The 23,522-nt window shown below is 58.6% G+C and carries 19 protein-coding genes, 1 other RNA gene and 1 pseudogene; 7 read left to right on the forward strand and 14 right to left on the reverse strand.

What is annotated here, in order from left to right:
* Positions 1-464 precede the first annotated feature (464 nt).
* The 6 genes and pseudogenes from P12x_RS20780 to queF all read right to left on the reverse strand — a co-directional run bounded on the left by P12x_RS20780 (position 465) and on the right by queF (position 4,853).
* The gene (locus P12x_RS20780; protein ID WP_435006648.1) at positions 465-1,478 is read right to left on the reverse strand and encodes a hypothetical protein; all 1,014 of its coding nucleotides are present in this window, start codon (positions 1,476-1,478) and stop codon (positions 465-467) included.
* Between the two features lie 112 nt (positions 1,479-1,590).
* Positions 1,591-2,313: a dethiobiotin synthase gene (gene bioD / locus P12x_RS20785; protein WP_435006650.1), complete on the reverse strand. Its 723-nt coding sequence runs from the start codon at positions 2,311-2,313 to the stop codon at positions 1,591-1,593.
* Complete coding sequence (gene bioA, locus P12x_RS20790; RefSeq protein ID WP_435006651.1) at positions 2,310-3,689, reverse strand: adenosylmethionine--8-amino-7-oxononanoate transaminase; 1,380 nt, start codon at positions 3,687-3,689, stop codon at positions 2,310-2,312. The genes bioD and bioA overlap by 4 nt, the downstream gene beginning before the upstream one ends.
* Entirely contained in the window at positions 3,686-3,997 is a 312-nt protein-coding gene (locus P12x_RS20795) for an SAM hydroxide adenosyltransferase (RefSeq protein WP_435011703.1), read from the reverse strand. The genes bioA and P12x_RS20795 overlap by 4 nt, the downstream gene beginning before the upstream one ends.
* 51 nt (positions 3,998-4,048) lie before the next feature.
* Positions 4,049-4,510, reverse strand: a pseudogene (locus tag P12x_RS20800) (SAM-dependent chlorinase/fluorinase); the annotation flags it as partial.
* Entirely contained in the window at positions 4,491-4,853 is a 363-nt protein-coding gene (gene queF, locus P12x_RS20805; RefSeq protein ID WP_435006653.1) for a preQ(1) synthase, read from the reverse strand. The pseudogene P12x_RS20800 and the gene queF, both read right to left, overlap by 20 nt.
* 210 nt (positions 4,854-5,063) lie before the next feature.
* Here queF and rnpB point away from each other — a divergent pair.
* Positions 5,064-5,504: RNase P RNA component class A (rnpB, locus tag P12x_RS20810), an RNA gene on the forward strand.
* A gap of 528 nt (positions 5,505-6,032) precedes the next feature.
* Here rnpB and rbsD read toward each other — a convergent pair.
* A complete protein-coding gene (gene rbsD / locus P12x_RS20815) occupies positions 6,033-6,428 on the reverse strand; it encodes a D-ribose pyranase (protein WP_435006655.1) in 396 nt (131 codons plus the stop codon).
* Positions 6,429-6,784: 356 nt separating this feature from the next.
* Here rbsD and P12x_RS20820 point away from each other — a divergent pair, with 356 nt between their 5' ends.
* Together P12x_RS20820 and P12x_RS20825 are read left to right on the forward strand one after the other, a co-directional pair.
* On the forward strand, positions 6,785-8,662 hold the full coding sequence (locus P12x_RS20820) for a hypothetical protein (protein ID WP_435006656.1): 1,878 nt from the start codon (positions 6,785-6,787) through the stop codon (positions 8,660-8,662).
* Positions 8,663-8,695: 33 nt separating this feature from the next.
* Positions 8,696-9,508 (forward strand): DUF5131 family protein, encoded by an 813-nt coding sequence (locus tag P12x_RS20825; RefSeq protein WP_435006657.1) that lies wholly within the window; start codon positions 8,696-8,698, stop codon positions 9,506-9,508.
* On the opposite strand, the gene P12x_RS20830 is transcribed toward P12x_RS20825, so the two are convergent.
* From P12x_RS20830 to P12x_RS20840, 3 genes are read right to left on the reverse strand one after another with little or no spacing between them, the layout of a single operon-like run.
* Positions 9,493-11,049: a glycerol-3-phosphate dehydrogenase/oxidase gene (locus P12x_RS20830; protein ID WP_435006658.1), complete on the reverse strand. Its 1,557-nt coding sequence runs from the start codon at positions 11,047-11,049 to the stop codon at positions 9,493-9,495. The two genes, P12x_RS20825 and P12x_RS20830, sit on opposite strands and share 16 nt — an antisense overlap.
* A gap of 1 nt (position 11,050) precedes the next feature.
* A complete protein-coding gene (locus tag P12x_RS20835; RefSeq protein WP_435006660.1) occupies positions 11,051-11,497 on the reverse strand; it encodes an acyl-CoA thioesterase in 447 nt (148 codons plus the stop codon).
* A gap of 14 nt (positions 11,498-11,511) precedes the next feature.
* Complete coding sequence (locus tag P12x_RS20840) at positions 11,512-11,955, reverse strand: PaaI family thioesterase (protein ID WP_435006662.1); 444 nt, start codon at positions 11,953-11,955, stop codon at positions 11,512-11,514.
* Positions 11,956-12,290: 335 nt separating this feature from the next.
* Between P12x_RS20840 and P12x_RS20845 the strand changes: the two genes are divergently transcribed.
* The 4 genes from P12x_RS20845 to P12x_RS20860 all read left to right on the forward strand — a co-directional run bounded on the left by P12x_RS20845 (position 12,291) and on the right by P12x_RS20860 (position 19,104).
* The gene (locus P12x_RS20845; protein ID WP_435006663.1) at positions 12,291-13,643 is read left to right on the forward strand and encodes an ACP S-malonyltransferase; all 1,353 of its coding nucleotides are present in this window, start codon (positions 12,291-12,293) and stop codon (positions 13,641-13,643) included.
* Positions 13,644-13,721: 78 nt separating this feature from the next.
* Positions 13,722-15,629 carry an acyl-CoA dehydrogenase family protein gene (locus P12x_RS20850; RefSeq protein WP_435006665.1) on the forward strand — a complete coding sequence of 636 codons (1,908 nt, stop codon included), beginning with the start codon at positions 13,722-13,724 and terminating at the stop codon, positions 15,627-15,629.
* A 118-nt stretch (positions 15,630-15,747) separates the two neighbouring features.
* A complete protein-coding gene (locus P12x_RS20855) occupies positions 15,748-17,898 on the forward strand; it encodes a 3-hydroxyacyl-CoA dehydrogenase NAD-binding domain-containing protein (protein ID WP_435006666.1) in 2,151 nt (716 codons plus the stop codon).
* Positions 17,899-17,940: 42 nt separating this feature from the next.
* Positions 17,941-19,104 (forward strand): acetyl-CoA C-acyltransferase, encoded by a 1,164-nt coding sequence (locus tag P12x_RS20860; RefSeq protein ID WP_435006668.1) that lies wholly within the window; start codon positions 17,941-17,943, stop codon positions 19,102-19,104.
* Positions 19,105-19,113: 9 nt separating this feature from the next.
* Here the strand turns inward: P12x_RS20860 and P12x_RS20865 are convergent, their stop codons facing one another.
* The 4 genes from P12x_RS20865 to P12x_RS20880 all read right to left on the reverse strand — a co-directional run bounded on the left by P12x_RS20865 (position 19,114) and on the right by P12x_RS20880 (position 23,471).
* A complete protein-coding gene (locus tag P12x_RS20865) occupies positions 19,114-20,994 on the reverse strand; it encodes an eIF2A-related protein (protein ID WP_435006669.1) in 1,881 nt (626 codons plus the stop codon).
* A 124-nt stretch (positions 20,995-21,118) separates the two neighbouring features.
* Positions 21,119-22,111 carry a MauE/DoxX family redox-associated membrane protein gene (locus tag P12x_RS20870; protein WP_435006671.1) on the reverse strand — a complete coding sequence of 331 codons (993 nt, stop codon included), beginning with the start codon at positions 22,109-22,111 and terminating at the stop codon, positions 21,119-21,121.
* 253 nt (positions 22,112-22,364) lie between these two features.
* Entirely contained in the window at positions 22,365-22,592 is a 228-nt protein-coding gene (locus tag P12x_RS20875; RefSeq protein ID WP_435006672.1) for a hypothetical protein, read from the reverse strand.
* A gap of 81 nt (positions 22,593-22,673) precedes the next feature.
* Positions 22,674-23,471, reverse strand: a complete 798-nt coding sequence (locus P12x_RS20880) for an alpha/beta fold hydrolase (protein WP_435006673.1) — start codon at positions 23,469-23,471, stop codon at positions 22,674-22,676.
* Positions 23,472-23,522 lie beyond the last annotated feature (51 nt).

Raw genomic sequence — 23,522 nt, forward strand, 5'->3', positions numbered from 1 at the left:
GAGCCGCCGAGGCTCGCGGTGGTGCTGGTTCTTCTCATCCTGACGATTCTGGCTGTCGGAATCATGGCCCGGCAACGATTGAGACGCCTTAATCGGAAGCCCGATTTCACGGGGAGTGTCGCCGCCTCATCGCATTCCATCGGGATGATTCGATCGCCAAGAGATCGACTGATTGACATTTCCGGGATGGTTCGCTCGGCGCTCGTCGAGTCAAACGGTCCAGCCTGGGGGTCGATGACTACCGAAGAACTGGCAGGGGAACCCACGCTTGTCGAACGTTTCGGAGTCGAACCTGCGGATCGATTGGTCGAACTCTTCGAGATCAGCGACCGGGTCAAATTCGCGGGCGAGGAGCCGGGGCCTATCGACCACTGGGAGCAATGGGGGATCCAGTTCCTTAGAGCAATCGAGGATAAGACCGCTCGTCGGAATCTCGATCAGTGAATCTTGGTCGGATCAACTCGTCATTGAAACCCTTCGGATGACGAGTCCGTCAGGCGAATGGCAATCACATCGGTCCGGTTAATGCCAGTCCTGAGTCGAACTCTCCAACGGAACGAACCCGACTCACCTTCCGGGGCATCAGGAGCCGAGACGATCGAAACGACCCTCGACTCATGAGGACGCAGCGCGGAGAAGTCTTGCCCGAAGATGGACCATTCGCTCTCGATGGCCAGCGGGTAGGGATAAATTCGTTGCCCATTGCCCGCTTGAAGATACGAATCAACTTGAGTCTTTTCCTGCTCACGCAGGAAGGCCTGGTCGAGGGGAGCAAATTCCTCATTCTCGGTGAGATTCCGGAGTCTCAGCCGGAGTACCCATGCATTATCTCCACCTTCGCGCACCTCGCCTTCACTGCCAGGGCTGGTCTTCTGGAGCCAGACTCCCTCGCGTCTAACCTCCAGCGGAGTAACCTCCAGAGATCCGACGACGAGTGATTGATTCAAGTCGATCTCATGCTCGGCAATGATCGGCTCCACCGGGTCAATCTTCCGGGAAAGGTCAACCTGACGCCCTCGTGTAACACCGCCCGACTCCGCGACCCGTCCGGTATCATCGCGATTTCCCGAATGGCCCCAGATCATCCAAATCAGCGCCAGAGTAATGGCACTCGCATAAGAGGAGAGGAGGACCCACCGCCAGGAGGGCCTCCGCTCAGTATGGTCTTCCTCCGGTTCTTCCCCCAAGCTCGATACGGGTGAAGTCTGGACGAGTTCGCCCAAATTCAAGGCGGCGAAGGTCGCTGAAGGTCGCGAATTCGAGATGACGATCTTGGGCAGTTCGCTCGAAGCTGGCGTGACGAATGATCCCAGAATTGGGTCGGGCTCAGTCATGAGCCCCGCAGGATTGGCGAGAAAGTTATCGTCGTGACTGCCGGATGCTAGAAGCTCGACCGGAGTGACTTCTATCTCATCCTTCAGCTCTGGGGCACCTTCCGACCGGATGGAGATCTTCGAGGGATCGCTCATGGTCGGCATGGGAGCCCCGCAATGAGGGCAAATTCTCTCTGAAGTCATGAAGACCTCTTCGACAGGACCGCGGACTAGCCCATGAGAGTGGTTCGGTCGGATTCAAGAGAAAAGGATGGATTCAGGGACGACGACTCGGCCTAGTTAAATCGTACCAATTGCCCGCTTCTGGTGCGACCTGGTGTGTGACGGACCCAGGACGATACTCCCAGTCGGCGAGTATGGCTATCCGACCGAGCCATCGAGAAAGCTCGACGGCATTCGTCGCCTCGGCCATCGGATCGGTGGGAGGTTTCGTCCCATTGAGTATCACCCCGGCAATTCGGAGCGATCGACTCGAAGCAGCCTCGACCGTCAAGAGGGTGTGATTCAATGTGCCGAGCCCTCGATGGGCGACGATTAGCACGGGATAGTCGAGCATCACGGCAAGATCGGCGACGGTCATCCCCTCGGCGATCGGACAAAGGAACCCTCCGACCCCCTCCACGACCATGACCTCTGCCTGGGCTTCCCACCAGTTAATCGCGTCGAAGACGAGACGTTCGATTTCCCCACGATGGAGGGAAATCCCCCGGAGCCTCGCAGCAACGTTCGGAGCCAGAGGTTCCTCAAAAATAATAGGTGCCACTCGATGATGGGGGACACCGCCTCCAACAGCTTCGATCAACTGGGCAGCATCGGGTGAGCATAGTTCGCCGTCGATCACTTCGGCGCCGGAACTTAATGGCTTGAGGACACCCACCCGGTGTCCCGCCATCGTCCAGGTTCGCGCGATCGCGGAGGAAACGAACGTCTTGCCGACACCGGTATCGGTCCCAACCACGAAAAGACCAGGGCGAGTCATCGGATCTCCTCGAGCTGGCCGACGACGTGAATGATGCTTTCGCTCACAGCGTCGATCAAGGAGTCGATCTCATCCAGTTCAATTGCGAGAGGCGGCATCACCACGATCACATCACCGAGCGGGCGAAGTAGGAGGCCTAGTTCTCTGGCTCTCCGACAGACCTTGGACCCGACCTGATGGTCCCAGGGGAACGGGCTTCGGGTTGTGGTGTTAGCCACGAGTTCGATGCCGGCGATAAGCCCCTTCTGTCGAACGTCCCCCACATGCGGGAGTGATGCGACCTCGGCCAATCTGTAAGTAAACCTCTCGATCTTAGGTCCGAGCTTTTCCAGCGTGCGCTCTTCGTCGAAAACCTTGAAATTTGCCAGGGCGACCGCCGTGCCGAGGGGATTTCCCGCGTAAGTGTGCCCGTGATAGAACGTCTTCCCTTCGGACGAGGTCCCGTAAAAGGCCGCGTAAATTTCCTCCGTCGTCATCGTGGCGGCCAATGGCATATATCCGCCGGTCAATCCCTTCGCCAGGCAGAGAAAGTCGGGAGACACGCCTTCATCCTCGCACGCGAACATTGATCCGGTCCGACCGAAGCCGACCGCCACCTCGTCGGCGATCAGGAGCGTCCCATATTGTCGGCTCAATTCCCGAAGACCCCTCAGATAACCGGGAGGCTGGACGATCATCCCGGCAGCCCCCTGGACCAGCGGTTCCACGACAATTGCGGCAACCTCGCTAGGATGATCCTTCAAGATCCGCTCGACCTCACCCAGGCATGCCGTGGCACAGTCAGGGCGCTCGAGTCCCAGAGGACACCGATAGCAATGGGGTGATGAGGCACGGAGGACCGGGAACAGCAGCGGACCGAACATAGCGTGGAACCGCTCCACCCCACCGACGCTGACATCACCCAAAGTATCGCCATGATAAGCATTTGTCAGTGCGACAAATCGCGTCCTCGAGGGCTCGGGATTGGGCTTCTGACGCCAATACTGGAAGGCCATCTTGAGCGCGACCTCGACTGCGGTCGCCCCGTCGTCAGAGTAAAACACCCGAGTCAGACCCTCAGGCGCTCTCCGGACGAGTTCTCGGGCAAGTTCAATGGCAGGAGGATTCGAAACGCCAAGCAAGGTCGAATGGGAGACCTGATCGATTTGATCTCGGAGGGCCTGGTCGAGCGATGGGTGGCGGTGCCCATGAACGTTGCACCAGAGCGAACTGACACCGTCGAGATAGCGATTTCCCTCGGCGTCAAATAGATAGATTCCCTCGCCGCGTTCGATGATGAGCGGGTCGGACCGAGCCCAGTCGGCCAATGCGGTGAAGGGATGCCAAAGGTGGGCCTGATCCCATTCGCGAAGCTGCTGGAGCCGGGAGGCGTTCAAGAAGTGATCTCCGGATTCCGGCGGAGGCGAACCTCGATTCCGCGGCTCGCATTCAGGAACCGAGCAGCATTGCCATTCACGACCGCGACTTCAAGCCGATCATTACTACCGATCAGGCCCACGAGCGTACCGGGCGATCGGTCGGCGTAAACTCGAACCAGCCCTTCGATCGTATGGCCGTCAATCTCGATCGTCCAATCCCGATCCGGACCGGCACAAAGATGTTCGCGCGTCAGGTTGGTGATCAGATTGCCGAAATGATCGGTAAAGACGACTTCACCACGGAACCCATCTCCCAGTTCGATCACTCGGGAGCGATCGGGTAGGAAAAGAGTCTTCAAGGGAGGTCCGAGTTCTCCAGGATCCCCTCCTCGAAGGAGATGAGCCGCGGCGGGGGCGAGAATATCTCTGCCATGAAAAGTGTCCGAAACGACCCTGCCCCTAGGCCCGGAATTCCGAATCTCCCAGGCGCCTGACGGATCTCTTCCCGCAAGGACAACTTCGATCAAGCCGTTGTCCGGAAGGACGAATCGTTGATCATCGATCTCGACGACTAACAACCTTCGGTTCGTTCCAACGCCGGGGTCGATCACGACCAGATGAACCGTTCCAGCCGGATAGTAGGGGGAGATCGCGGCCAGTACGAATGATCCTTCAGAGATGTCCTGGGGCCGGATCTCGTGACTGACGTCCACGATGATGGTCTCGGGGACCAATTGGAGGATAACTCCCTTCATCGCGGCCACATACGGACCCGCGTTTCCGAAATCCGTCGTCAGAGTCAGGATCGGCATCCCAGACTTAACGACTGACGCGGTCATCCGAGGCTCCGTACCTGGCTGTAATCTTGGAGGAGATCCCACCGCGTGGTGTGAACTGTCCGACGACGGTCATTCGAACGGGTTGGCAAGCAGAAACCAGATCATCGAGGATCGTATTGATCGAATGTTCGTAGAAGATCCCTCGATTTCTGAAATCGCCCAGATACATCTTGAGCGACTTCAACTCTATGCAAGATGCAGCTGCGATATATGTTATAATAATAGCTCCGAAATCGGGCTGGCCTGTTTTCGGGCAGACGGCTGTGAACTCGGGACAAGTGATCTCGATCTCATAATCCCGATCGGGGAATTGATTCGGAAAGGTCTCCAACTGATTCGTCATCGCTGCGATTCCTAGCTTTTGGGGCGGCTTGCTTGCCTGAATTCCATATTAACCTCGATTCAGCTCCCAAGGAACGGCCTTTGGTACGTTTCCGAGTCCCTTGATACCTCTTACCCCTCACAACATAAAAACTTACGAATCGAACCATTTCGAGAATTCGGCGATAATCGCTTCCACTTTGCACTCCGCCGCACTAAAATAGATTGGGACCTGGAGGGTTGGATGACCGCTCTGGCGCTCAAAACCTTGGCGACAAGGTTTGAGGACATGCCAGGGAGGAAAGTCCGGACTCCACAGGGCGTGGTGGTGGGTAACACCCACCGCTCGTTTATTCGAGTAGGGACAGTGCCACAGAAAACAAACCGCCTCGATCGCCCTAGGGCGGCCTAGGTAAGGGTGAAACGGTGAGGTAAAAGCTCACCAGCAGGCTGGGTGACCAGCTTGGCTCGGTAAACCCCACCAGGAGCAAGACCAAACAGGGGGCAGTTTCGCTGGATCGACCGTCAGGTCGATATAGCGGCCACGGGTCGGCCCGGCCCGTCATGACTCTCGGGTAGGTCGCTTGAGATGCCGGGAAACCGGTCATCCAGAGAAATGGTCATCCGGGGAATTTTACTCCGACAAAATCCGGCTTATAAACTCTCCAGGTCCCTCCCCTTCCTCTCTTGATTCTGCATAGCACGATGATCTGCCCAATTTCACGGATATCACTTGCCTGAACCAAGCTCGCCAGCTATGATGGATGCATCAGGTAGTGGGGGTAAATGTCCCCCAGCTCCCGTCGATGATCGCGAGGAGGGTTTGCTCATGGACAAGGAGATGACGCTGACCGGAGCGATCGTCGATTCTTGGGTCGAGCCTGCGGGTCGTCCTCGCGCTGGATCGCGGCTCGTCCTTCAGATAGCCCCGTCTGGTCGCCCGAAGGATCTCATGATTATCGAAGCTGAAGCTTCCCTAATCGGAGACCGAGGCTGGCTTGAAGATTTGGGCGAGAATCTTTGCCACGGGAGTCCCGTGGCTGCGGTCGGTCGCCTCACGCTCTCGGGACTTCTCTGGGCGACTCAGCTGAGGCTCGCTCGATAGGTTTGCATTGGTCGATTTTTCAATAAGATAGGCCTTGCCGCAGGATGGCAACATCCCGTGGCAAGGCCCTAAGTCATTTCTGGGTTCGCCTGAGACTCAGAAAGCACTCCCGCAGAGGATTCGCACGTTCGCATAGGGCGTGAATTCGGCCGTGCGGATGATCCCCTTCACCCCGAGTGATTGCTCCTTGAACTCGTGGTGAGGCACCTCGTCGATGTCCACGTCGCCGACGATCTTGAGGATTTCCTGATAGAGCTTGGGGCTGTATTCATTGATTTCGGTGGCCACCGCGATCGACTCGATCACTAATTCTTCGGCCACCGCGCGAAGCACGTCGAGAAATCGAGGAATGCCCGGTGTGAGCGTCAAGTCGATCACATGGCCATCGGGCGGGAGCGGATAACCGGCGTCGACGATCAAGAGCTCATCCAGGTGTCCGAGTTCGGCCAGCAGGGAGCAGATCGCGGGATTGAGGATTCCACCTTTTTTCATCGGACCAAATCCCTTGCGGCGGGTCTACGGTTGAGGCAGGCCAGTATCGATCGGAACATCGGACCTTGGTGTTCCCTGTTCTGGTAGTATATCGAGGGTCGTCGATTGCCTCCATCCCCTCGAAAACTCCTGGGGCGAGGCGAAGTTCACCAAGAGGGTGTGACCCGCCGATGAATTGGTCCAGATCAAGACCCTGGCGATTCGCTCCGCTCCTTGCTCTCGTTGCTTTCGGATTCGAGCCAACGATCGTCGAACCTCCTGCCAGCCCAGCCTCGATGTTCCAGGCTGCACCCACCTCGCTCTTCGATCCGGGCCTCGCGATGATTCGTCGGGCTTCGGTTGGGTGGGAGTCGCGAGTGGGACCAGAACGCCGGGTCGTGGACCAAGTCTGCCTGGTTGGAGACATCCCCGCGTTTTTCGAAGCGATTTCCACCTGGGACCGGGGCCACGCCTTCCCGATCCTCTTCGACGATGTCGAGTCGTCGTTCCGGTTTATCCGGGCCTTCAAGCCTGCCCGAGTCATTCGGTTTGTTGGCACTTCCGCGCCAATCGCTCAAGATAAAATCTGGGACCGGGCCGTTGCTGCCGTCGGGGCGTCCTGGTCGGAACCCGACGACCACTCCTCGAAGACTTCGGGAATCGAGGTGCCCAGATCGATCGGTGCCACACCTCCCGGAGTGATACTTTCCTCTCCCGAGGCGTCGATGCTCGCCGGAGCCGTCGCTCTCGCCGCCGGTCGATTCCAGCCCCTCCTCCGATTCGATAGCAGCAAGAAATATTCCGACGTTCTTTCCTTCGAAGATTTTTTGAAGTTCGATCTCGACCTGACATCGAAGATCCAGGCCCGAATCCCCCGCTACGACACGCTCGGTGACGACTGCGATTTCATCACCTTGGCCGGCGACTGGCCCTATCGCTATCTCGATTCGAATCGAGAGATCAATGCGGTCGACGACAGGCTCGCTCGATCGGTGATCACTTCGCGACGATGGGGGTACGCTGGCCGAATCATCGGCAATGCCCCCGAGAGCGTCTACCAGGCGATGTGTTCGCTCTTCCTCCAGCCTGAATCGGCCGTGATGTTCAATGGGTACGACGAGAAGTCACCCCCCTGGTCGGATTACGCGACACGCGAGGCGGCGACTCGGCTCTCGGCCTCTTTGCCAACCTCGCAGATCTCGGGCGATCGGGAGGCGGGCATTGATGGTTGGCATGACACCTTCGACCCCGATAACCAACATGGCTTGGTCCTGATCAATTCCCACGGAATGCCGAGGGTCTTCAACCTCAGGAGCGGCCCCGCCTGCGCGGCCGACATCCCTCGAGGCGTTCCCTCGGCGGTCCTGATGATCCACAGTTATTCGGCTGCAGACCCGGCGGACCCTTTCACTATCGCGGGTCGGTGGCTAGCCAATGGGGCGTTCCTCTATTTCGGATCAGTGAATGAGCCTTACCTGGATGCCTTCCGGACGCCTCGACTCGTCGGCAATCTGATCTCGGAGAAGCTGCCCATTGTCGTGGCCGTCCGAAAGAGCCTGAACGAATCGAGAGGATTACCCTGGAGGCTAATCTTCTTGGGAGATCCTCTCTACCGGCTCTCCTCAATAATCAAGCCCGAGCCGAGGCTCACCGAGTGGGAACGGACTTCGGGTTGGCCCGCCTATGAAGAAAGGCCGTTCTCTCTGGAGTGGGATGACAATGCTCGCTTCCTATGGGCCTTGAAAACGTCAATCGCCAGACTCACGCGAGATCCTGGACCCGAGGGACAACCGTCCCCGGATGAGATCCTCCTGGGCGTTAACCGGGAAAAGCTCGTCGGATCTTACCGTCCTGTGTATGAAGCCCTTCTTGTCGAACTACTGCTTCAATCCCGAAAGAGGGGACTTCTTCGATCGAAAATTGCCTCGATCCCTGAAGCGGAGCGATCCCCATCGCTCTGCCGAGCCTTCGAGACGATCGAGGCCATCGAATTCACCCTCGTCATGGCCACCCAGGATTTCACGAAGGCTCGCCAGGTCTGGGTCGAGATGATTCGGAGTAATGTTTCCCAGGAACTCAAGGAACAATCGACTCCACGGCTCGGCAAACTGGCCAACTCACCATTTCGGCGGGCCGAATGGGCGGAAAGCCTCCGATTGATCCTTCGCGAGCGATCAACGGAGCCCGAGGCTCTCGCCCTTGCCTCCGAATTGAAGCGAGTCGAGAAGGCGATCCAGAACGAGGCGAGTAAGTGATGACTCGCTGAAACGGGGAAGGTTGACGGGCCAATGTCTCAGCAGACGGCGATCGAGTGGACTGACGTGACCTGGAACCCGATCAGGGGTTGTACCAAGATCAGTCCCGGGTGTGCCCACTGTTACGCCGAGACATTCGCCGAACGATTTCGAGGGGTCCGAGGCCACCCATACGAACAAGGATTTGACCTACGAAGGGTCCCGGAAAAGTTACTGGAACCGTTCCGACTTCCCGCCCCGAAGATGGTCTTCGTCAATTCGATGAGCGACCTGTTTCATCGAGATATCTCCGACCAGGAAATCATTTCGATTGTACGGGTCATGGAGCGGGCCGACTGGCATACTTATCAGATTCTCACCAAGCGTTCCGACAGGATGTGTAAGCTTCTTCAGACCCGACTCGACTTCGTGTCAGGTCTCCCTCACATCTGGTGGGGCGTGAGTGTCGAGGATCGCAAGCACGGTCTCCCTCGAATCGAACATCTCCGGTCGAGCCCTTGTGGGCTCCGAATGCTCTCGGTCGAGCCCTTGCTGGAGGATCTCGGATCGCTCGATCTCACGGGAATCGGCTGGGTTATCCTTGGTGGCGAGAGCGGCCCGAAGGCTCGACCACTCGACGCTTCGTGGGTCAGGAATGTTCGTGATGCCTGCCGGAGATCGGGCATCCCATTTTTCTTCAAGCAATGGGGTGGGGTCCGCAAAGGGAAAAATGGGCGAACCTTGGATGGCCAATCCTATGACGAGATGCCGTCCACTGGCAATCGTCCGATGCCTGATCGGAAGACCAGAATGGCATGGATCGCAAGAATCGAAGAAGAGCGGGTCGAAGATCAATCCGGCAAGTAATTCGAAGCCAGGTCGCGGAAGGCTTCGACCTGCGAGGCCTCCCAGGAACGGTCGAAGCCGAGCTCGCCGGCCATGAGCGAAGCGACCAAGGGGGCCGCCTCGACGCTGGACCTTGCATCGAGGAAGAGCGAGCGTGTCCGGCGAGCCAGAACGTCCTCGACCGAGCGAGCAAATTCGAATCGACAGGCCCAGATCACCTCAACTTCAAGGGCCGTAAGTCGGGAATGAATCTTCTCACCCCATTCGGGATTCTCTTCAACCAATCGCTCGAGTTTCCGGGCGTCCGATCCATAAATCGAGAACGGCGCCATCGCGATTTGGTCGGTCCATCCTTGAATCCGCAAGAATTCCGTCCTCGAAGGAGATCGAGGGAGCCCAGAAACGTCGATGGCCCGATCTACGACCTCTCGCCCCATACGCCGATAGGTCGTCCACTTACCCCCAGTAATCGTGACGAGACCTGAGTCCGAAACGAAAATCGCATGCTCCCGCGAAATCGACGAGGTTCGCCCCGATCCTCCTCTTCCAATCAGAGGGCGAAGTCCCGCGAAGACACTCCGGATGTCTTCGAGCCTGGGCCGCTCAGCAAAATAGCGTCCTGCATGATCGAGCAAGTATTGGATCTCCTCGGTCGAAGGACGAGGTTCTCGGGTCACTCGATCAACCGGAGTATCGGTCGTCCCGAGCAGAACCTTGTCGTGCCAGGGGATGGCGAAGAGAACCCTTCCATCGTCCGTCTTCGGAATCATCACTCCGGCTCGACCCGGTAGGAACTTGCGATCGAGAATCAGATGTGATCCTCGGCTCGGTGCAAGTGTCGGGGAGGCATTGGAATCATCGAGCAGCCGGACGATGTCCACTTCAACACCGGTCGCATTGATGACAGTCCTCGCATTAATCCTGAACGTCTCTCCTGTCTCGATGTCCCGGGCTTCGACACCTGAGATCCGTCCACGCTCCTTCACGAACCCGACCAACGGCATGGCGTTGATCGCTAGTCCACCTCGTTCGAAGATAGTACGGACCAGGCTGATGGCGTACCTGGCATCATCGAACTGACCATCCTTGTAGATGATCCCACCCCGAAATCGGCCCGGTTTGAGAGTCGGGGCGAGTTGGATCAGTTCTGCTCGGCCGACAACCCTCGATAATCCAAGTCCGTCGCGTCCCGCCAGAAGGTCGTAGGCTCGCAAACCCAAACCATAGTAGAAAAGTGAGGCTCGCGACTCGGCGGGGACCACGAACTCCAGGGTGTGAGCCAGATGTGGGGCATTTCTAAGTAGAATAGTCCTCTCGTGAAGAGCCTCTCGAACCAATCCGATCTTGCCTTGGGCCAGATAGCGGACACCGCCATGGAGCAACTTGGTACTTCGGCTTGAAGTCCCCTGCGCGAAATCCGCCGACTCGATCAAAAGAGTCGTAAGCCCTCTCGAAGCGGCATCAAGAGCCGCCCCGAGTCCGGACGCCCCTCCTCCGATGACCACCAGGTCCCAGCAAGGCGCGTTTCTTAATCGGTCGAGCAATTGATGTCGGCTAATCACTTCAGCGACTCTTCCGTTCGAGAGACTCGATCGACTCGCGAATCGTATCGGGAATCGGGATCGACTCCCCTCGGCCGTAGTCGCGTAGAACGAGGACAGCCTGCCCCTCGGCCGCGACGATTCCGCTGATCCGGCTGACGATTCGATGCTCGAAGGTCAAGCTGGAGCGACCGATACGAATCACTTTTGCACCGGCAAGGACCGAGTCGGGATAGGTGAGCGGACTCCGATATTCACAACGGCTCGAAGCCAGTATCGGTCCAATGTTCTCGGTTTCCATCCGATCAAACAGACCGACACGCGAGGAATAGGCCACACGTGCCGACTCGAACCACCGCAAATACACGATATTGTTAACGTGACGAAAAGCGTCTTGATCGCCCCAGAAGACGGGGATCGGGATCGATACCGGAAATCCGGGAAGATTCTCGATGGGATCGGTCGGCATGACTGACCTCGGGTTCAGTTTGATGTACTGATCGACTCCGACTGGCCCCGAGTCCGATCATCGTGGGCGACATATACGAAGGTAGCCGAAGAAGTCGCGACCAACGATCCCGAGTCCGTGCGAATTTCTCCTTGGGCGACCGCGGTCCTCCGACCCACATGACGGACGTCGGCAAAAGCAATCAATGTCTCTCCATCCAGGGCCGGTCTGATGAAGTTGACGTTGAGCTGCGCGGTCACCAGATAATGCTCGACGGGTGATGACCGGGCCGCCGCCATTCCCATCACGGAATCGAGCAAGGTGGCGATAACTCCACCGTGTACGAGCCCGAGGCTTCTTAGATGAGTTTCGGCTACCTCCAGGATCAGGCGTCCTTCTCCATCCGCCTTGACCCCGAGCGACTCCAGAAAATGTCGCGGACGACCTGACTCGTGCTTGGAAAAATCGTCGTTGAGCAAGGAGAATTCGTCCTAGCTGGGGTCGAGGAGCGTAATAGAAGGTAGGAGATGTGGTTAATCCACAGAGTCCCACTTGGTTCATTTTAGGGAATCCCGACTTCGAAATCACGAGTCCTTCTCTTGGGCCGGACGCGTCGTATAATTTGGATAGAAAGGCGAACGAGCCTGGGTCGGCTACAACCGCTTTCGATGCGGAAACGTTCGTCTGAATCTCCTCCTGGATCGCATCGATCCCGATCCCCTGCCCCTTCGACAAGCCCGAGTCTTCTCGGGTCGGGGGCCTTCATGTATCCATCGGCTTCGACCACGGGTTCCCGAAGAAGGGAGATCGTGCGATGAAAGATTCCGAGAATCGCTGGCTTCGACGCAAGTCGTTGCTCGAAGTCGACCTATCGAAGCCCGCGCTTTCCGCCTCGAAATCCGGAAGGATGACCGGCGGTTCAACGCCCGTGTCGAAACCAAGTTCGCCGGCCGACCTCCGAAGGAGGATGAACTCGACGGTCATCGCGTTTCGAGGATTCGACGTCGATAATCTGGGCCGAAGTATCGAATTTCTCGACCACCCCCGATTCGGACCAATTGTCCTCAAGGTGCTCGATGAGGCGTCGATTCTCTGTTCGGACGCGATCCATACGAAGGTCGACCTTGCCTCTCACATTCGAGCCGGATTGAGGAGTAACCTCGATTTTTTTCCACAGGACGTCGCGACGATCGTCGCGATGGAGCTAGCCCAGCTTGAGATTCTCGAAGAGTGCTTCGAGGTCAACGCCCATGAAGCCCGATTGAGCTTCGGCTATAGCATCGGCGAACTCTCCGCCCTTGTCTTCGGCGGAGTGTACTCCCTGGAGCAACTCCTGCCGATTCCTCTGGCCCTGGCCCCCGACTGCGCCGAATTGGCCGCCGATTTGACCATGGGCGTGCTGTTTACCCGCGGGCCCGCACTCCCGATGGATGAAGTAGAGCGGCTCTGCCGGGCGATCAGCAGCGAAGGTAAAGGGCTAATCGGGCCTTCGGCCTTCCTGTCTCCCAACACGGCACTGATCCTCGGACAAGGAGACACGATCGACCGACTGGATGAGTCCAAGGGAGAAATCGTCGCTCACAAGGGACACAAGGTTTTGTTGAGGAGGAACTCGAACCGCTGGCCGCCGCTGCATTCGCCCCTGGTCTGGCAACGATCGATCCCGAATCGGACCGCCATTTCTCTATATAGGACGGGGGGCGGTGTCCAGAAACCGACACCAATGATTCTCTCGTGCGTCACCGGCGACGCCAGCTATACTGCGGGAAATAGCCGCGAAATCTTGACCGATTGGACCGATCACCCGCAGAGACTCTGGGATGTGATCGACCGGACTCTCGCCATGGGTTCCGACGTCGTGGTCCATGTTGGGCCCCGGCCAAACCTGATCCCCTCAACATTCACGCGCCTGGCCAACAATGTCGGTCGATATCTCGGTCATCCCTACATGAAAATGATTGGACGAGGAGTGGCCTCCGGTCTGGGTCGAAACGCGTGGCTCGGCCGGATTTTGCCGTCGAGCACGACTCTGCTTCGTGCCCCTTATCTCTCTCACGTGATCCTTGAAGACTGGCTTCTCGAACAGCCTATCTCGACGGTCTCCGTCAGGATGACCGGAACATCCCTCGCCGAAGGTATTCCGCCTGTCGAGGAGTTAGCAGGCTGAGGCGCCGGACTGCGCCCTTGGGGCGAATCCCTGGTCGAAGGTTGTACTCGTACCCCTTTCATTGGAAGGATACGGACGATGAGCCAGGATCTACAAGACCTAGAATCCCAGACCTTCGTGGAAACCGCCCTCAAACTCGGCGGCAAGAGTGAAGAGGAAGCCAGGAAGACAGGTTCTCTCGACCGGGCCGACGAGCAAGTGGAGGCGCTGTTCGCCACCCGTTACCAGACTGCCCATAGTCCGGTCCACCGAGCCGTCTGGGATCGAGACTTTCCCAGCGAGCTTTTTGCCCCCGAGCCCTTGCCCCCTTCCGCCTCCTGCGACCGGACGATGCGCGAGTCGCTGGCCTTGGTCCGACAACATGTCAAATCCGGAAAGCTCCTCAACTCCGAGGGTAAGATCCGAGATGAGGTCTTCAAAGGATTGGCCGAGACCGGCTACTGGGGACTCCTGGTCGATCCGGAATATGGAGGTGGCGGCGCACCGTTCTCCGCCTTCGCGCCGTTCCTGACGCGAATGGCCACCATCGACCCGACGATTGCGGGGCTCGCCTCGGTCCACGGATGCATCGGGGCCGTCGATCCGGTCCGTTCCTTCGGGACACCGGATCAAAAGCGACGTTACTTACCGAGGCTTGCGAGCGGCGAACGCCTCTCCGGCTTCGCCTTGACCGAGCCCGGCGCGGGGTCCGATCTCACCGCCCTGAGAACCCGGGCCGAAAAGGTCGGCGACGATTACGTCGTCAACGGCGAGAAACTTTTCATCACCAACGCGATTCCCGGCCGGACGATCGGGCTGGTTTGCCTGATCGAGGACAAACCGGCGGTCCTGATCGTTGATCTCCCGGATCACGAGGACGAGCATTTCCAGACGGTAAAATACGGCCTATACGCCCTCAAACACTCTTACAACAACGGACTTCGATTCCATGATTTCCACGTCCCGGCATCGAACCGCCTGACCGTTGCCAAGGGAGATGGACTAACCATCGCCTACCACGGCTTGAACCTGGGACGAGTGGCCCTCTGTGCCAACGCCGCGGGGACCATGCGGACGATGCTGGCGAGTATCCTCCCCTGGGCTCGCTTCCGGAAGACCTATGGTGCAACGATCATTTCGCGGGAGTTGGTCCGCAGACGGGTCGGTCGACTGGCTTCGTTGATTGTTGGTGCCGATGCCCTCGTGGCCTGGTGTTCTTGGCTCCTCGATCAGGGCTTTCGAGGAGAGATGGAATGCACCGTCGCCAAGGTTTTCGGCAGCGAGGCTCAGAAAGAGGCCGCGATCGAGCTCTTCATGAAGACCCACGGCGGTCGGGCGTTTCTCCATGGACACCTCTTCGGGGACAACGTTCACGAATATCTCGCACCCTGCATCTACGAAGGCGAGGGGGAGATGCTCGGTATGGGGTTCTTCAAATCGCTGATCAAGGATCATGGCAAGACCTACTTCGAACCGATCGGGATGGCCTTGCAGGCCGCGGGGATTCGTCAGCCGAACCCGCTCAATCCGGCCCACGCCTGGGCTCTCCGCAAGGCGGTGGTCCCCTATGCCCGGTGGCGGGCGACCCAAAGGCTGATCGGCTGGCATCATCCGACGCTACCCGACCTTCCGCCATCGTTGGCCGAGCATGCCCAGTACGCGGCCGAGTCACTCCAACGGAGCCGGATCGAAGTTAGCGATGTGATGAGCAAGCATCAGCTCAGGCTGGCCGACCGTCAGTGTCGAATGGCGGAACTCTCGCAGCGGCTCCAGGACCTGGTCGTGATCCTGGCCACCGCTTGCTGGGCGGGTCGTCAGACCGACGGACTGGTTCAACAGGCGGCCGACATCCTCTGTCAGGACCTCCGACGAAAACTTTCCGGTCGCCGACCGACCGATTCTTACTTCCGGGCTGTCACTCAACTGGGAGAGGCCGTCGCCGAAGGAGGATTCGAGGCGATCGCGGGCATCGAGGCGGGCGAGATACTTATGCCCTATTCGGCATGAAATCGTCACATGAAGGATTTCGGCCTTCATTGCTGGGGCGATCGACGAGATCGTCACCTCCCTCGAATCTAAAATCTCGATCGATTCCGATTCGGAGCCTACTCAAGGAGCCGTCCCCATGCCCGGCGCATTCCAATTCGAAGAGCGAAGCGACGGCATCGGCCTGATCACGCTCGACGTCCCCGACAAGAAGGTCAACACTCTATCGCAGGCCGTCCTGATGGAGTTGGGTGCCCTCATCGCCCGTCTGGGGAAGCAACCCAACCTGAAGGGCCTGTTGTTTCGGAGCGGAAAACCCGGCCAGTTCGTGGCCGGGGCCGATCTCAAGGAGATAGGTGCGTTGGTCTTCGCGACCAAGGATCAACTTGGGCAAGCGATCGACATGGGGCACGCGCTCTATGATCGAATTTCACTACTCCCCTTCCCGACGGTCGCCCTGGTTGACGGGCCATGTATGGGTGGCGGGACCGAGTTGATCTTGTCGATGGATGAACGGATCGTCTCGAATGGTCCTCAGTCCAAGATCGGCCTACCCGAGGTCAAGCTCGGGATCATCCCAGGTTGGGGGGGGACCCAACGACTTCCGCGTCTCATCGGCCTGAACGCCATCGAGATGATCGCCACGGGAGAGCCAGTCTCGGCATCGAAGGCTGTCGAGCTAGGAATGGCATTCGATGCCGTCCCTGCCGAGAAGTTGGTCGAGGAAGGCGTTCGACTGATCGAGTTTCTGGTCGATTCCGGCGAATGGAAGAAGAATCGAGAACGACGACGGCAACCGCTCGATCTCAGTGCCGACCAGAGCGCTTTCGCATTCGCGACGGCCGAGGGAGCCATCCGGATGAAAACAAAGGGGCATTATCCCGCCCCACTGGTCGCATTGAAGTCCATCCGCGAAGGATGCCGGCTGCCACTCCAGGAGGCCTTGAAGGTAGAACGCGAGGCCGCACTTGAAGTGATGGGGACGCCGATCTCGGGAAATTTGATCGCGGTCTTCTTCATGCAGAACCGGCTTTCGCGTGAACCGGGGGTCGACCGAACCGACGTCATTCCCCAGCCGATCAGGAGAGTTGGCGTGATCGGATCGGGCCTGATGGGCTCGGGCATCGCTACGTCTCATGCCAGGTCGGGCCTTCCTACCGCGATGGTGGACGTGGACGAGGCTCGCCTGGCCGGCGGATTGAAGCGAGCGACCGAGGTCATTACGAGTCGTATCAAGATTGGTCGGGCATCCACCGAGGATTTGGCTCGAATGCTGGGTTTCCTCAGCACGGCGACCTCGAATGAAATCCTGGCCGACCGCGACCTGGTCATCGAGGCGATCACCGAGGACGAATCCGCCAAGGCGGCGACCTATCGAGAACTCGCCAAAGTCATGAAGAAGGGGGCGATACTCGCGAGTAACACCTCGACGATCTCGATCACGCGCCTCGCGGAGTCGTCCGCGGACCCCGAACGATTTGTCGGACTTCACTTCTTCAATCCGGTAGACCGGATGGAACTGGTTGAAGTGATCCGAGGGTCGAAGACCTCGGACGAGACGGTCGCCACCGTCGTCGCACTAGCCCGTTCGATCCGCAAGACGCCGATCGTGGTCAAGGACTGTCCGGGGTTCCTGGTCAATCGAGTCTTACTCCCTTACATGAACGAGTCGCTTCAACTCCTCCAGGAAGGCGTCCCCATGGACGCGATCGATGAAGCAGCCATCCGATTCGGAATGCCTATGGGACCGATCGCTCTCCACGATCTGATCGGTATCGACACGGCGGCCTATGCCGGGAAGGTGATGATCGAGTCCTATCCCGATCGAGCCGTGCCAACGCGGCTCCTCGTGGACATGCTCAAGGCTGGACGACTGGGCCAGAAGTCCGGCTCGGGCTTTCGTAAACATCAAGGAAAGAAGGTAAGTTCGGACCCCGACTTCGATCCAATCCTCGCCAAACACCGCACCGGCGAAGTCTCGATGGACCGAGAAGAGATCACCGACCGGCTGTTCTTGCCGATGCTCCTGGAAGCGACTCGGGTTCTGGAAGAAGGGATCGTCCGCGAGCCGGCCGATGTCGACATGGGGCTCATCTTGGGAATCGGCTTTCCGCCCTTTCGAGGTGGCATCCTTCGATGGGCCGACTCGGTCGGGGCAGGCACAATTCTCGAGCGCCTGGGCAAGATTCGATCACACGGCAGGCGGTTTGAGCCGACCGAAACCTTGACTCGTCATGCCAATCAGGGCGAATTCTTTTATCCGATGCCCCGGGCGACTTCGGTCGTCTGACCGGAATTCCTGGAAGCCTCGAACACGAAGGGATCGAATCCCATGAGACATGCCGTGGTCATCGATGCCGTCCGGACGCCGATCGCTCGCGCGTCTTCGGACAAGGGATATTATCGCGACGTGCGCTCCGAGGAACTCTCGGCCCACGTCATGCAAGCTCTTTTGCGTCGAACCTCCATCGACCCGAAGCTCATCGAGGATGTCCGATGGGGTTGTGTCCAGCAGCAGGGAGAGCAAGGTTTCGACATCGCCCGAATTGCATCACTGGTGGCGGGCCTGCCGATCGAGGCTGGGGGCGTGACGATCAACCGAAACTGCGGCTCGAGCCTCCAGGCCATCAACGACGCAGTTATGAGCATCCGGTCGGGATGCGAGGACGTTCAGATCGCGGGCGGTGTCGAGCACATGGAACACGTCCCCATGACGAAGGACTATAACCCCTGTCCGGGATTGATCGCCCGCCACGGCGAGGGGATCATGAATATGGGACTTACCGCCGAGTACCTCGCCGCCAAGTATCGGATCTCTCGACAAAAGCAGGACGAGTTCGCGCTTCGGAGCCATCGGCTCGCCTCCATCGCGACCGACGAGGGCCACTTCCGCGACGAAATCGTACCAACCTGGGGGAGGGATGAGTCGGGTCTCAAGACCCTCTTGGACTCCGATCAGTGCATCCGTCGTGAGACTTCGATCGAGGCACTCGGGGCTTTATCCCCCGTGTTCAACCCGGCGGGTGGCTCGGTGACCGCTGGAAATAGCTCGCCGATCAATGTTGGATCAGCCGGCCTCCTGATCATGTCGGAGGAGAAGGCAAACGAACTGGGCCTCCAGCCGATGGCCCGGGTTCGATCCATGGCCGTCGCGGGCGTCGATCCCTCGGAGATGGGAATCGGTCCGGTTCCTGCAGTCCGGAAGGCCCTGGCTCGAGCTGGCGTGGAACTGGCCGAGGTTGGCGCCATCGAGCTGAACGAGGCGTTCGCAGTCCAGGCCCTTTCCGTCCTCAAGCTTCTCGGTTTGTCCGAGGAAAAGGTGAACACTCGAGGAGGAGCCATTGCGATCGGGCACCCACTGGGAGCCAGTGGAGCCCGGATCGCAACGACGCTCTTACACCGGATGCGTACAGAACGAGCAAGATTCGGACTGGCGACCATGTGCATCGGTCAGGGTCAGGGCATCGCGACGCTCTTCGAGTCGATGGAAGCCTGAACCTCGGAATCATGGAGTTCCGAGCAAGCTAATTTTGTTATCGGAGCCCGCGACGGCCAGGGTCTTTCCGTCCGGACTCCATGCCAATCCGTAAGTCATGACACCCGGAGAGAGTTTCTGCCGAGATAGCTCCTTGGCTCCTTCGACGTCCCAGATCAGAAGATTCCCGGCATAGCCGATCGAGGCGAGACGTTTGCCATCTGGACTGAAGGCCAGCCCGTAGACCTCGTCAGGGTGGCCTTCGAGGATTTGAGTCTGCTTGCCATCGTCGGCATTCCAGAATCGAATCGTCTTATCGACCGAGCCCGAGGCCACGATTGCTCCATCGGGCCGGAAGCTCAGGCAATAAACGGGTGCGGTGTGCCCTTCCCCCTTCCGGAGTTCTTTCCCCTCCGACGGCTCCCAGAACTTGACGAGTTTGTCATCTCCACCTGAAACGATCAGGTCTCCCTTGGGGCTCATGACCACCGAGTAGACGACGCTGGCGTGCGCCTTCTCGATCGCCTTGATCTGCGTGGCCTTGACCGCGTCCCAGATCCGGACGGTTGCGTCGGCCGATCCGGTAACCGCACGCGTTGAGTCTGGCGACCAAACGACCGAGTAAACCTGGCTACCATGCCCGGTCAAGGTCTTCGGTTCTGCCGAAGCAGTCAATGACCAGATCCGAATCGATTTGTCATCCGAAGCGGTGAGTAATCTCGAATTGCCGGCCAACATGGCTATTCCGGTGATTGGACCGGAATGACCAGACACGACTTGCCGTTCCGACTTCGAGGCGTCGGCCGAAGTCAAGTCCAGGACCCTTGCAGAGCCGTCGGCCAATCCCACGACCAGGACCTTGCCTTCGGAATCTACACCAAGAGAAGTGATGGCGGCAGGAAAGGCCGGAAAAGTCGTCAGGAGTTTACCATCGGCGAGATTCCAGGTTTTGACCGTCTTGTCGGCCGAACCGGTGACCAGTTTTTGGCCATCGGAAGTCACGGAAATCGCGCTGATCGCGTCCTGATGCCCCTCGAGTGAGAAGAGTTCCTTCCCGGTCGAGACGTCGAAGACCTTGACGAGTTTGTCTTCCGATCCCGTGACAACTTTCTCTCCCTTCGGGTCGACCGCGACCGAGTGGACGGCCCCTTTATGACCTTCGAACGTCCTTATCGAGACAGCCGCAGGATCTGCCCCGGTTAACTTCCACAGCCTGGCCACGCCATCCGACCCGGCCGAGATGAGGTGCTGATGGTCGGGTAAGTAAGCCAGTCCCAGGACGCTGTCCGAAGGAGTCTCGATTACGCCTCGGGGTTCACCCGAATTGGCATCCCAGAGTCGGATCGACTTGGCCTTGTCGCCCGATGCAACCTGGGCGGAATCTCCACGCCAGGCAAGGGCCAGGACTTCAGCGGAGTGACCGGCCAGATCTCGGACCAGTTGATAGGATTCGAGGTCCCAGACCTTGATTAGATTCCCCGATGCAACCACGAGTTGCTTCCCGTCCGACTTCGACGCGATCGCGCGAATTCCAGCCGGATTCTCGGTCAATTCCTTCAATGGACCGGTTGCAGGGATCTCCCAGATTTTCGACGTCTTGTCGAGGCTCCCCGAAAGGATCTGCTTTCCAGCCTTGTCGACCGCAACGCTCAGGACCAGTCCCGTGTGGCCATCGAACTTTTTGAGTTCTTTCCGGGTGGCGAAATCCCAGAGACGAACCGAGTGGTCGAACCCTCCGGAAACCAGAGACTTTCCGTCGGGAGTCCAGACCACCGAGTAGACCGCCTCGGAATGACCATCCAGGGTCCCAAGAACGGTCGCTGGCTGCTGGGCAACCACAACGCCCGCAACCGCCGGAATCGATCCGAGCGCGATCAGGAGTCGTCGGACAAGGAGAGAGGAGGTTGACATCGGGAGGACTCCGGAGGCGGTAGGGATGGCTTGGCCCCGACCCAGGGCCCGTCTGGAGGGATTTCCTACTTCCATCGAACATAGAGGCCCACACGCCTGGATGCAACCGACTTCCGACTCCCCATCAGTGAGGCAATTCGGGCGATGGATGGGCATTGATCCAGAATCGATCACCCCTTCGACGGATGGCCCGCAGGCCCAGACATTCCACCAGGGTGCGTTGCCCATTCCAAGGATTGGCACGACTCCACTGGAGGACCCGGACGGGTAGTGGCCCTGTCTGGCCGGTGGCCAGAGCCTCGGCCAGTCCGCTTCCCACCCTGCCTTGAGGGTAAAGTGGGGTTCCCCGGATCTCGCGGCTCCAGCCCGTCAGATCGAGTTTACACCAGGTTCCATCGGTGCTCTCAGCGACGTGCCGGAGGACTGCCTTCGAAAATTGGTCGAGGGCAGCCTCTGCGAGATAGACCTCGGTCCGTTCGCAATGGCTCGCATAAAGGGCATGAGATGGCCAGGAGTCGTACAATCCAAATCGCTCTCCGACCGGAAAAATAATCACACAAGCATGCAAGAGATTGAGCCCATGATGACGAATCCTTCCCCCCGGCTCGATCGGAATCGCTATTCGATCATTCCCGAACAAGACAAGATCTTGGCAGAACAACGCGCCATTCCAGATCAGGACGTTTGTGCTGTGGTCGAGGTTCCACGGCCCGAGAATGCCGATCAGAGTGGCATGAAGTCCGAGAGCGCCAATCAGGGCGGCTCGTCTAGTGGATTCAAAAACAAGCCCAACCGCGATCAGTATCTCGATCGCCGGCATGGCAAGGATCGCCGAGGTCCGGGCAATGTTCCCCCAAAGCCCTGGATTAAGCCCGATCGGTGCGAGCCCGGCGGTCAGAAAAGTAGGCCCAAGTTCGTCGACGAACGAAACATCAAATTTTGAAAGTCCCGAATAGAAGTAAAGCGAGATCGCGTAGAGGCGAGCTAGTCGAAACGCATCCGCCTGGGGGAACGCCACGAGACCTAGACCGATCACTAGATACTGATAGCCCCAGGGCTGGAGTCGATTTTGATCACCGGCCACCTCGCTCATTAGGACGATGCAACTAGCGGCCATGATCCATCGCCATCCCCGCCGGAGGAGCGCCGAACCGAGGAGCGTCATAGCGAAAAGGGCGAAAAGCGCCCAGGAACTCCAGAGCGAATGCCCCCCCCAGCCCTGGACGAAGGGGACGCGGGGGAAATCTTGTCCGTCGATCCAGAGTGGCCAGGATGCCACGACCATGAGAAAGGTCGAGACGCATAGGGCGAATCGAAATACGGAGAATCGCGATTCGAATTCGCCAACGCGAAAGTTTGGGCGAAACCGGTCAAATCTCTCCCGCCATCGAATATGTTCCGCTACCTTCACGTTTCAGTTTGCCCTTCGCGACGAGTTCTTCCCAGATACCCGGAGGATGACCCGTTGGCGGTGTGATCCCACGGATTGCCGACCTCTTACTGCCCGGACTCAGGCCCGACTCGTCGTCGAGACGGGCTAGCTTGATCCGTTTCTTGAAGGCCTTGTAGGCTCGCTTCAGTTCTTCTTCAGTTGCCATCAAGGAAACTCCCGCCTCAGGGATCTCCGGAACTATCGAAGGCGAGACTAGCCCGGTTGAGATCTCCCCGCAAGTCAATCCTCAACCAACTTCACTCAAGAACCTGGCAATCTCCTCGCGGAATCGAGCTCCATCTTCGATGTGAGGCAGATGACCCACTCCCGATAGTACGACGAGGCGGGACTTCGGAATTCCATCGATCAGTTCTCGAGCAACGTCCGGAGGATTGACCAGGTCCAACTCTCCGACCATAACGAGGCAAGGGGCGGCGATCCGGCCCAGTCGATCTCGAGAATCGTGTTCGATTGCCGCTCGGGCCTGCCTGGCAAAGGCATCCGGATCTTGTGGCCACTCGTTGCGTTCGGCGAAGCGGATAAGACCTTCGATCTGTGGCTGTGCCAAGAAAAAATTCGGAGCCGCGAGCCAGGGTAACGTCACGCTGGCGAACTCGGCCGGTCCAAGAACCTGACGCATCCGGATCCACGACTCGATCACCGACTTACGCCAGGGAGTGGCACCTGAATGGGTAGAGGCCAGGACCAAGCACCGGACAAGTTCGGGATGGCGGAGTGCCAGTTCCTGAGCAACCAGACCGCCCAACGAATGACCCACGACCCTTGCCGACGTAATTCCTAGAGCAGTAAGCCAGCCGGCCACATCGTCAGCGAGATCGCTCGTGGCATACGGCCGTTTAGCTCGATCGCTCCGACCGGCGTCTCGCGAGTCGAAAGCCAGCGTCCTCCACTGCCGCGAGAAATATCGTGTCGTACCGCCAAAGGCGCAGTGATCTCCTCCTAATCCGCTGAGGAAGACCAATGGATTTCCTTCGCCCTGCTCTTCGAAATAAAATCGGAGATCCTCGACCGAAACAACAGGCATCGACTTTGACCTCTTTAATCTCCGAGTCACCGACCGTTGATCAAATTTCCA

This window comes from Tundrisphaera lichenicola, from assembly GCF_051175385.1.
Classification (GTDB): Bacteria; Planctomycetota; Planctomycetia; order Isosphaerales; family Isosphaeraceae; genus Tundrisphaera; species Tundrisphaera lichenicola.

What these genes read in the sequence shown, in the direction of transcription:
- P12x_RS20825 (WP_435006657.1), top strand. Translation starts at nt 8,696, where the DNA reads ATGTCTCAGCAGACGGCGATCGAGTGGACTGACGTGACCTGGAACCCG.
- P12x_RS20835 (WP_435006660.1), bottom strand. Translation starts at nt 11,497, where the DNA reads ATGCCGACCGATCCCATCGAGAATCTTCCCGGATTTCCGGTATCGATC.
- P12x_RS20870 (WP_435006671.1), bottom strand. Translation starts at nt 22,111, where the DNA reads ATGGCCGCTAGTTGCATCGTCCTAATGAGCGAGGTGGCCGGTGATCAA.
- P12x_RS20780 (WP_435006648.1), bottom strand. Translation starts at nt 1,478, where the DNA reads ATGCCGACCATGAGCGATCCCTCGAAGATCTCCATCCGGTCGGAAGGT.
- P12x_RS20865 (WP_435006669.1), bottom strand. Translation starts at nt 20,994, where the DNA reads ATGTCAACCTCCTCTCTCCTTGTCCGACGACTCCTGATCGCGCTCGGA.
- P12x_RS20875 (WP_435006672.1), bottom strand. Translation starts at nt 22,592, where the DNA reads ATGGCAACTGAAGAAGAACTGAAGCGAGCCTACAAGGCCTTCAAGAAA.
- P12x_RS20850 (WP_435006665.1), top strand. Translation starts at nt 13,722, where the DNA reads ATGAGCCAGGATCTACAAGACCTAGAATCCCAGACCTTCGTGGAAACC.
- P12x_RS20855 (WP_435006666.1), top strand. Translation starts at nt 15,748, where the DNA reads ATGCCCGGCGCATTCCAATTCGAAGAGCGAAGCGACGGCATCGGCCTG.
- bioD (WP_435006650.1), bottom strand. Translation starts at nt 2,313, where the DNA reads ATGACTCGCCCTGGTCTTTTCGTGGTTGGGACCGATACCGGTGTCGGC.
- rbsD (WP_435006655.1), bottom strand. Translation starts at nt 6,428, where the DNA reads ATGAAAAAAGGTGGAATCCTCAATCCCGCGATCTGCTCCCTGCTGGCC.
- P12x_RS20860 (WP_435006668.1), top strand. Translation starts at nt 17,941, where the DNA reads ATGAGACATGCCGTGGTCATCGATGCCGTCCGGACGCCGATCGCTCGC.
- queF (WP_435006653.1), bottom strand. Translation starts at nt 4,853, where the DNA reads ATGACGAATCAGTTGGAGACCTTTCCGAATCAATTCCCCGATCGGGAT.
- P12x_RS20880 (WP_435006673.1), bottom strand. Translation starts at nt 23,471, where the DNA reads ATGCCTGTTGTTTCGGTCGAGGATCTCCGATTTTATTTCGAAGAGCAG.
- P12x_RS20845 (WP_435006663.1), top strand. Translation starts at nt 12,291, where the DNA reads ATGAAAGATTCCGAGAATCGCTGGCTTCGACGCAAGTCGTTGCTCGAA.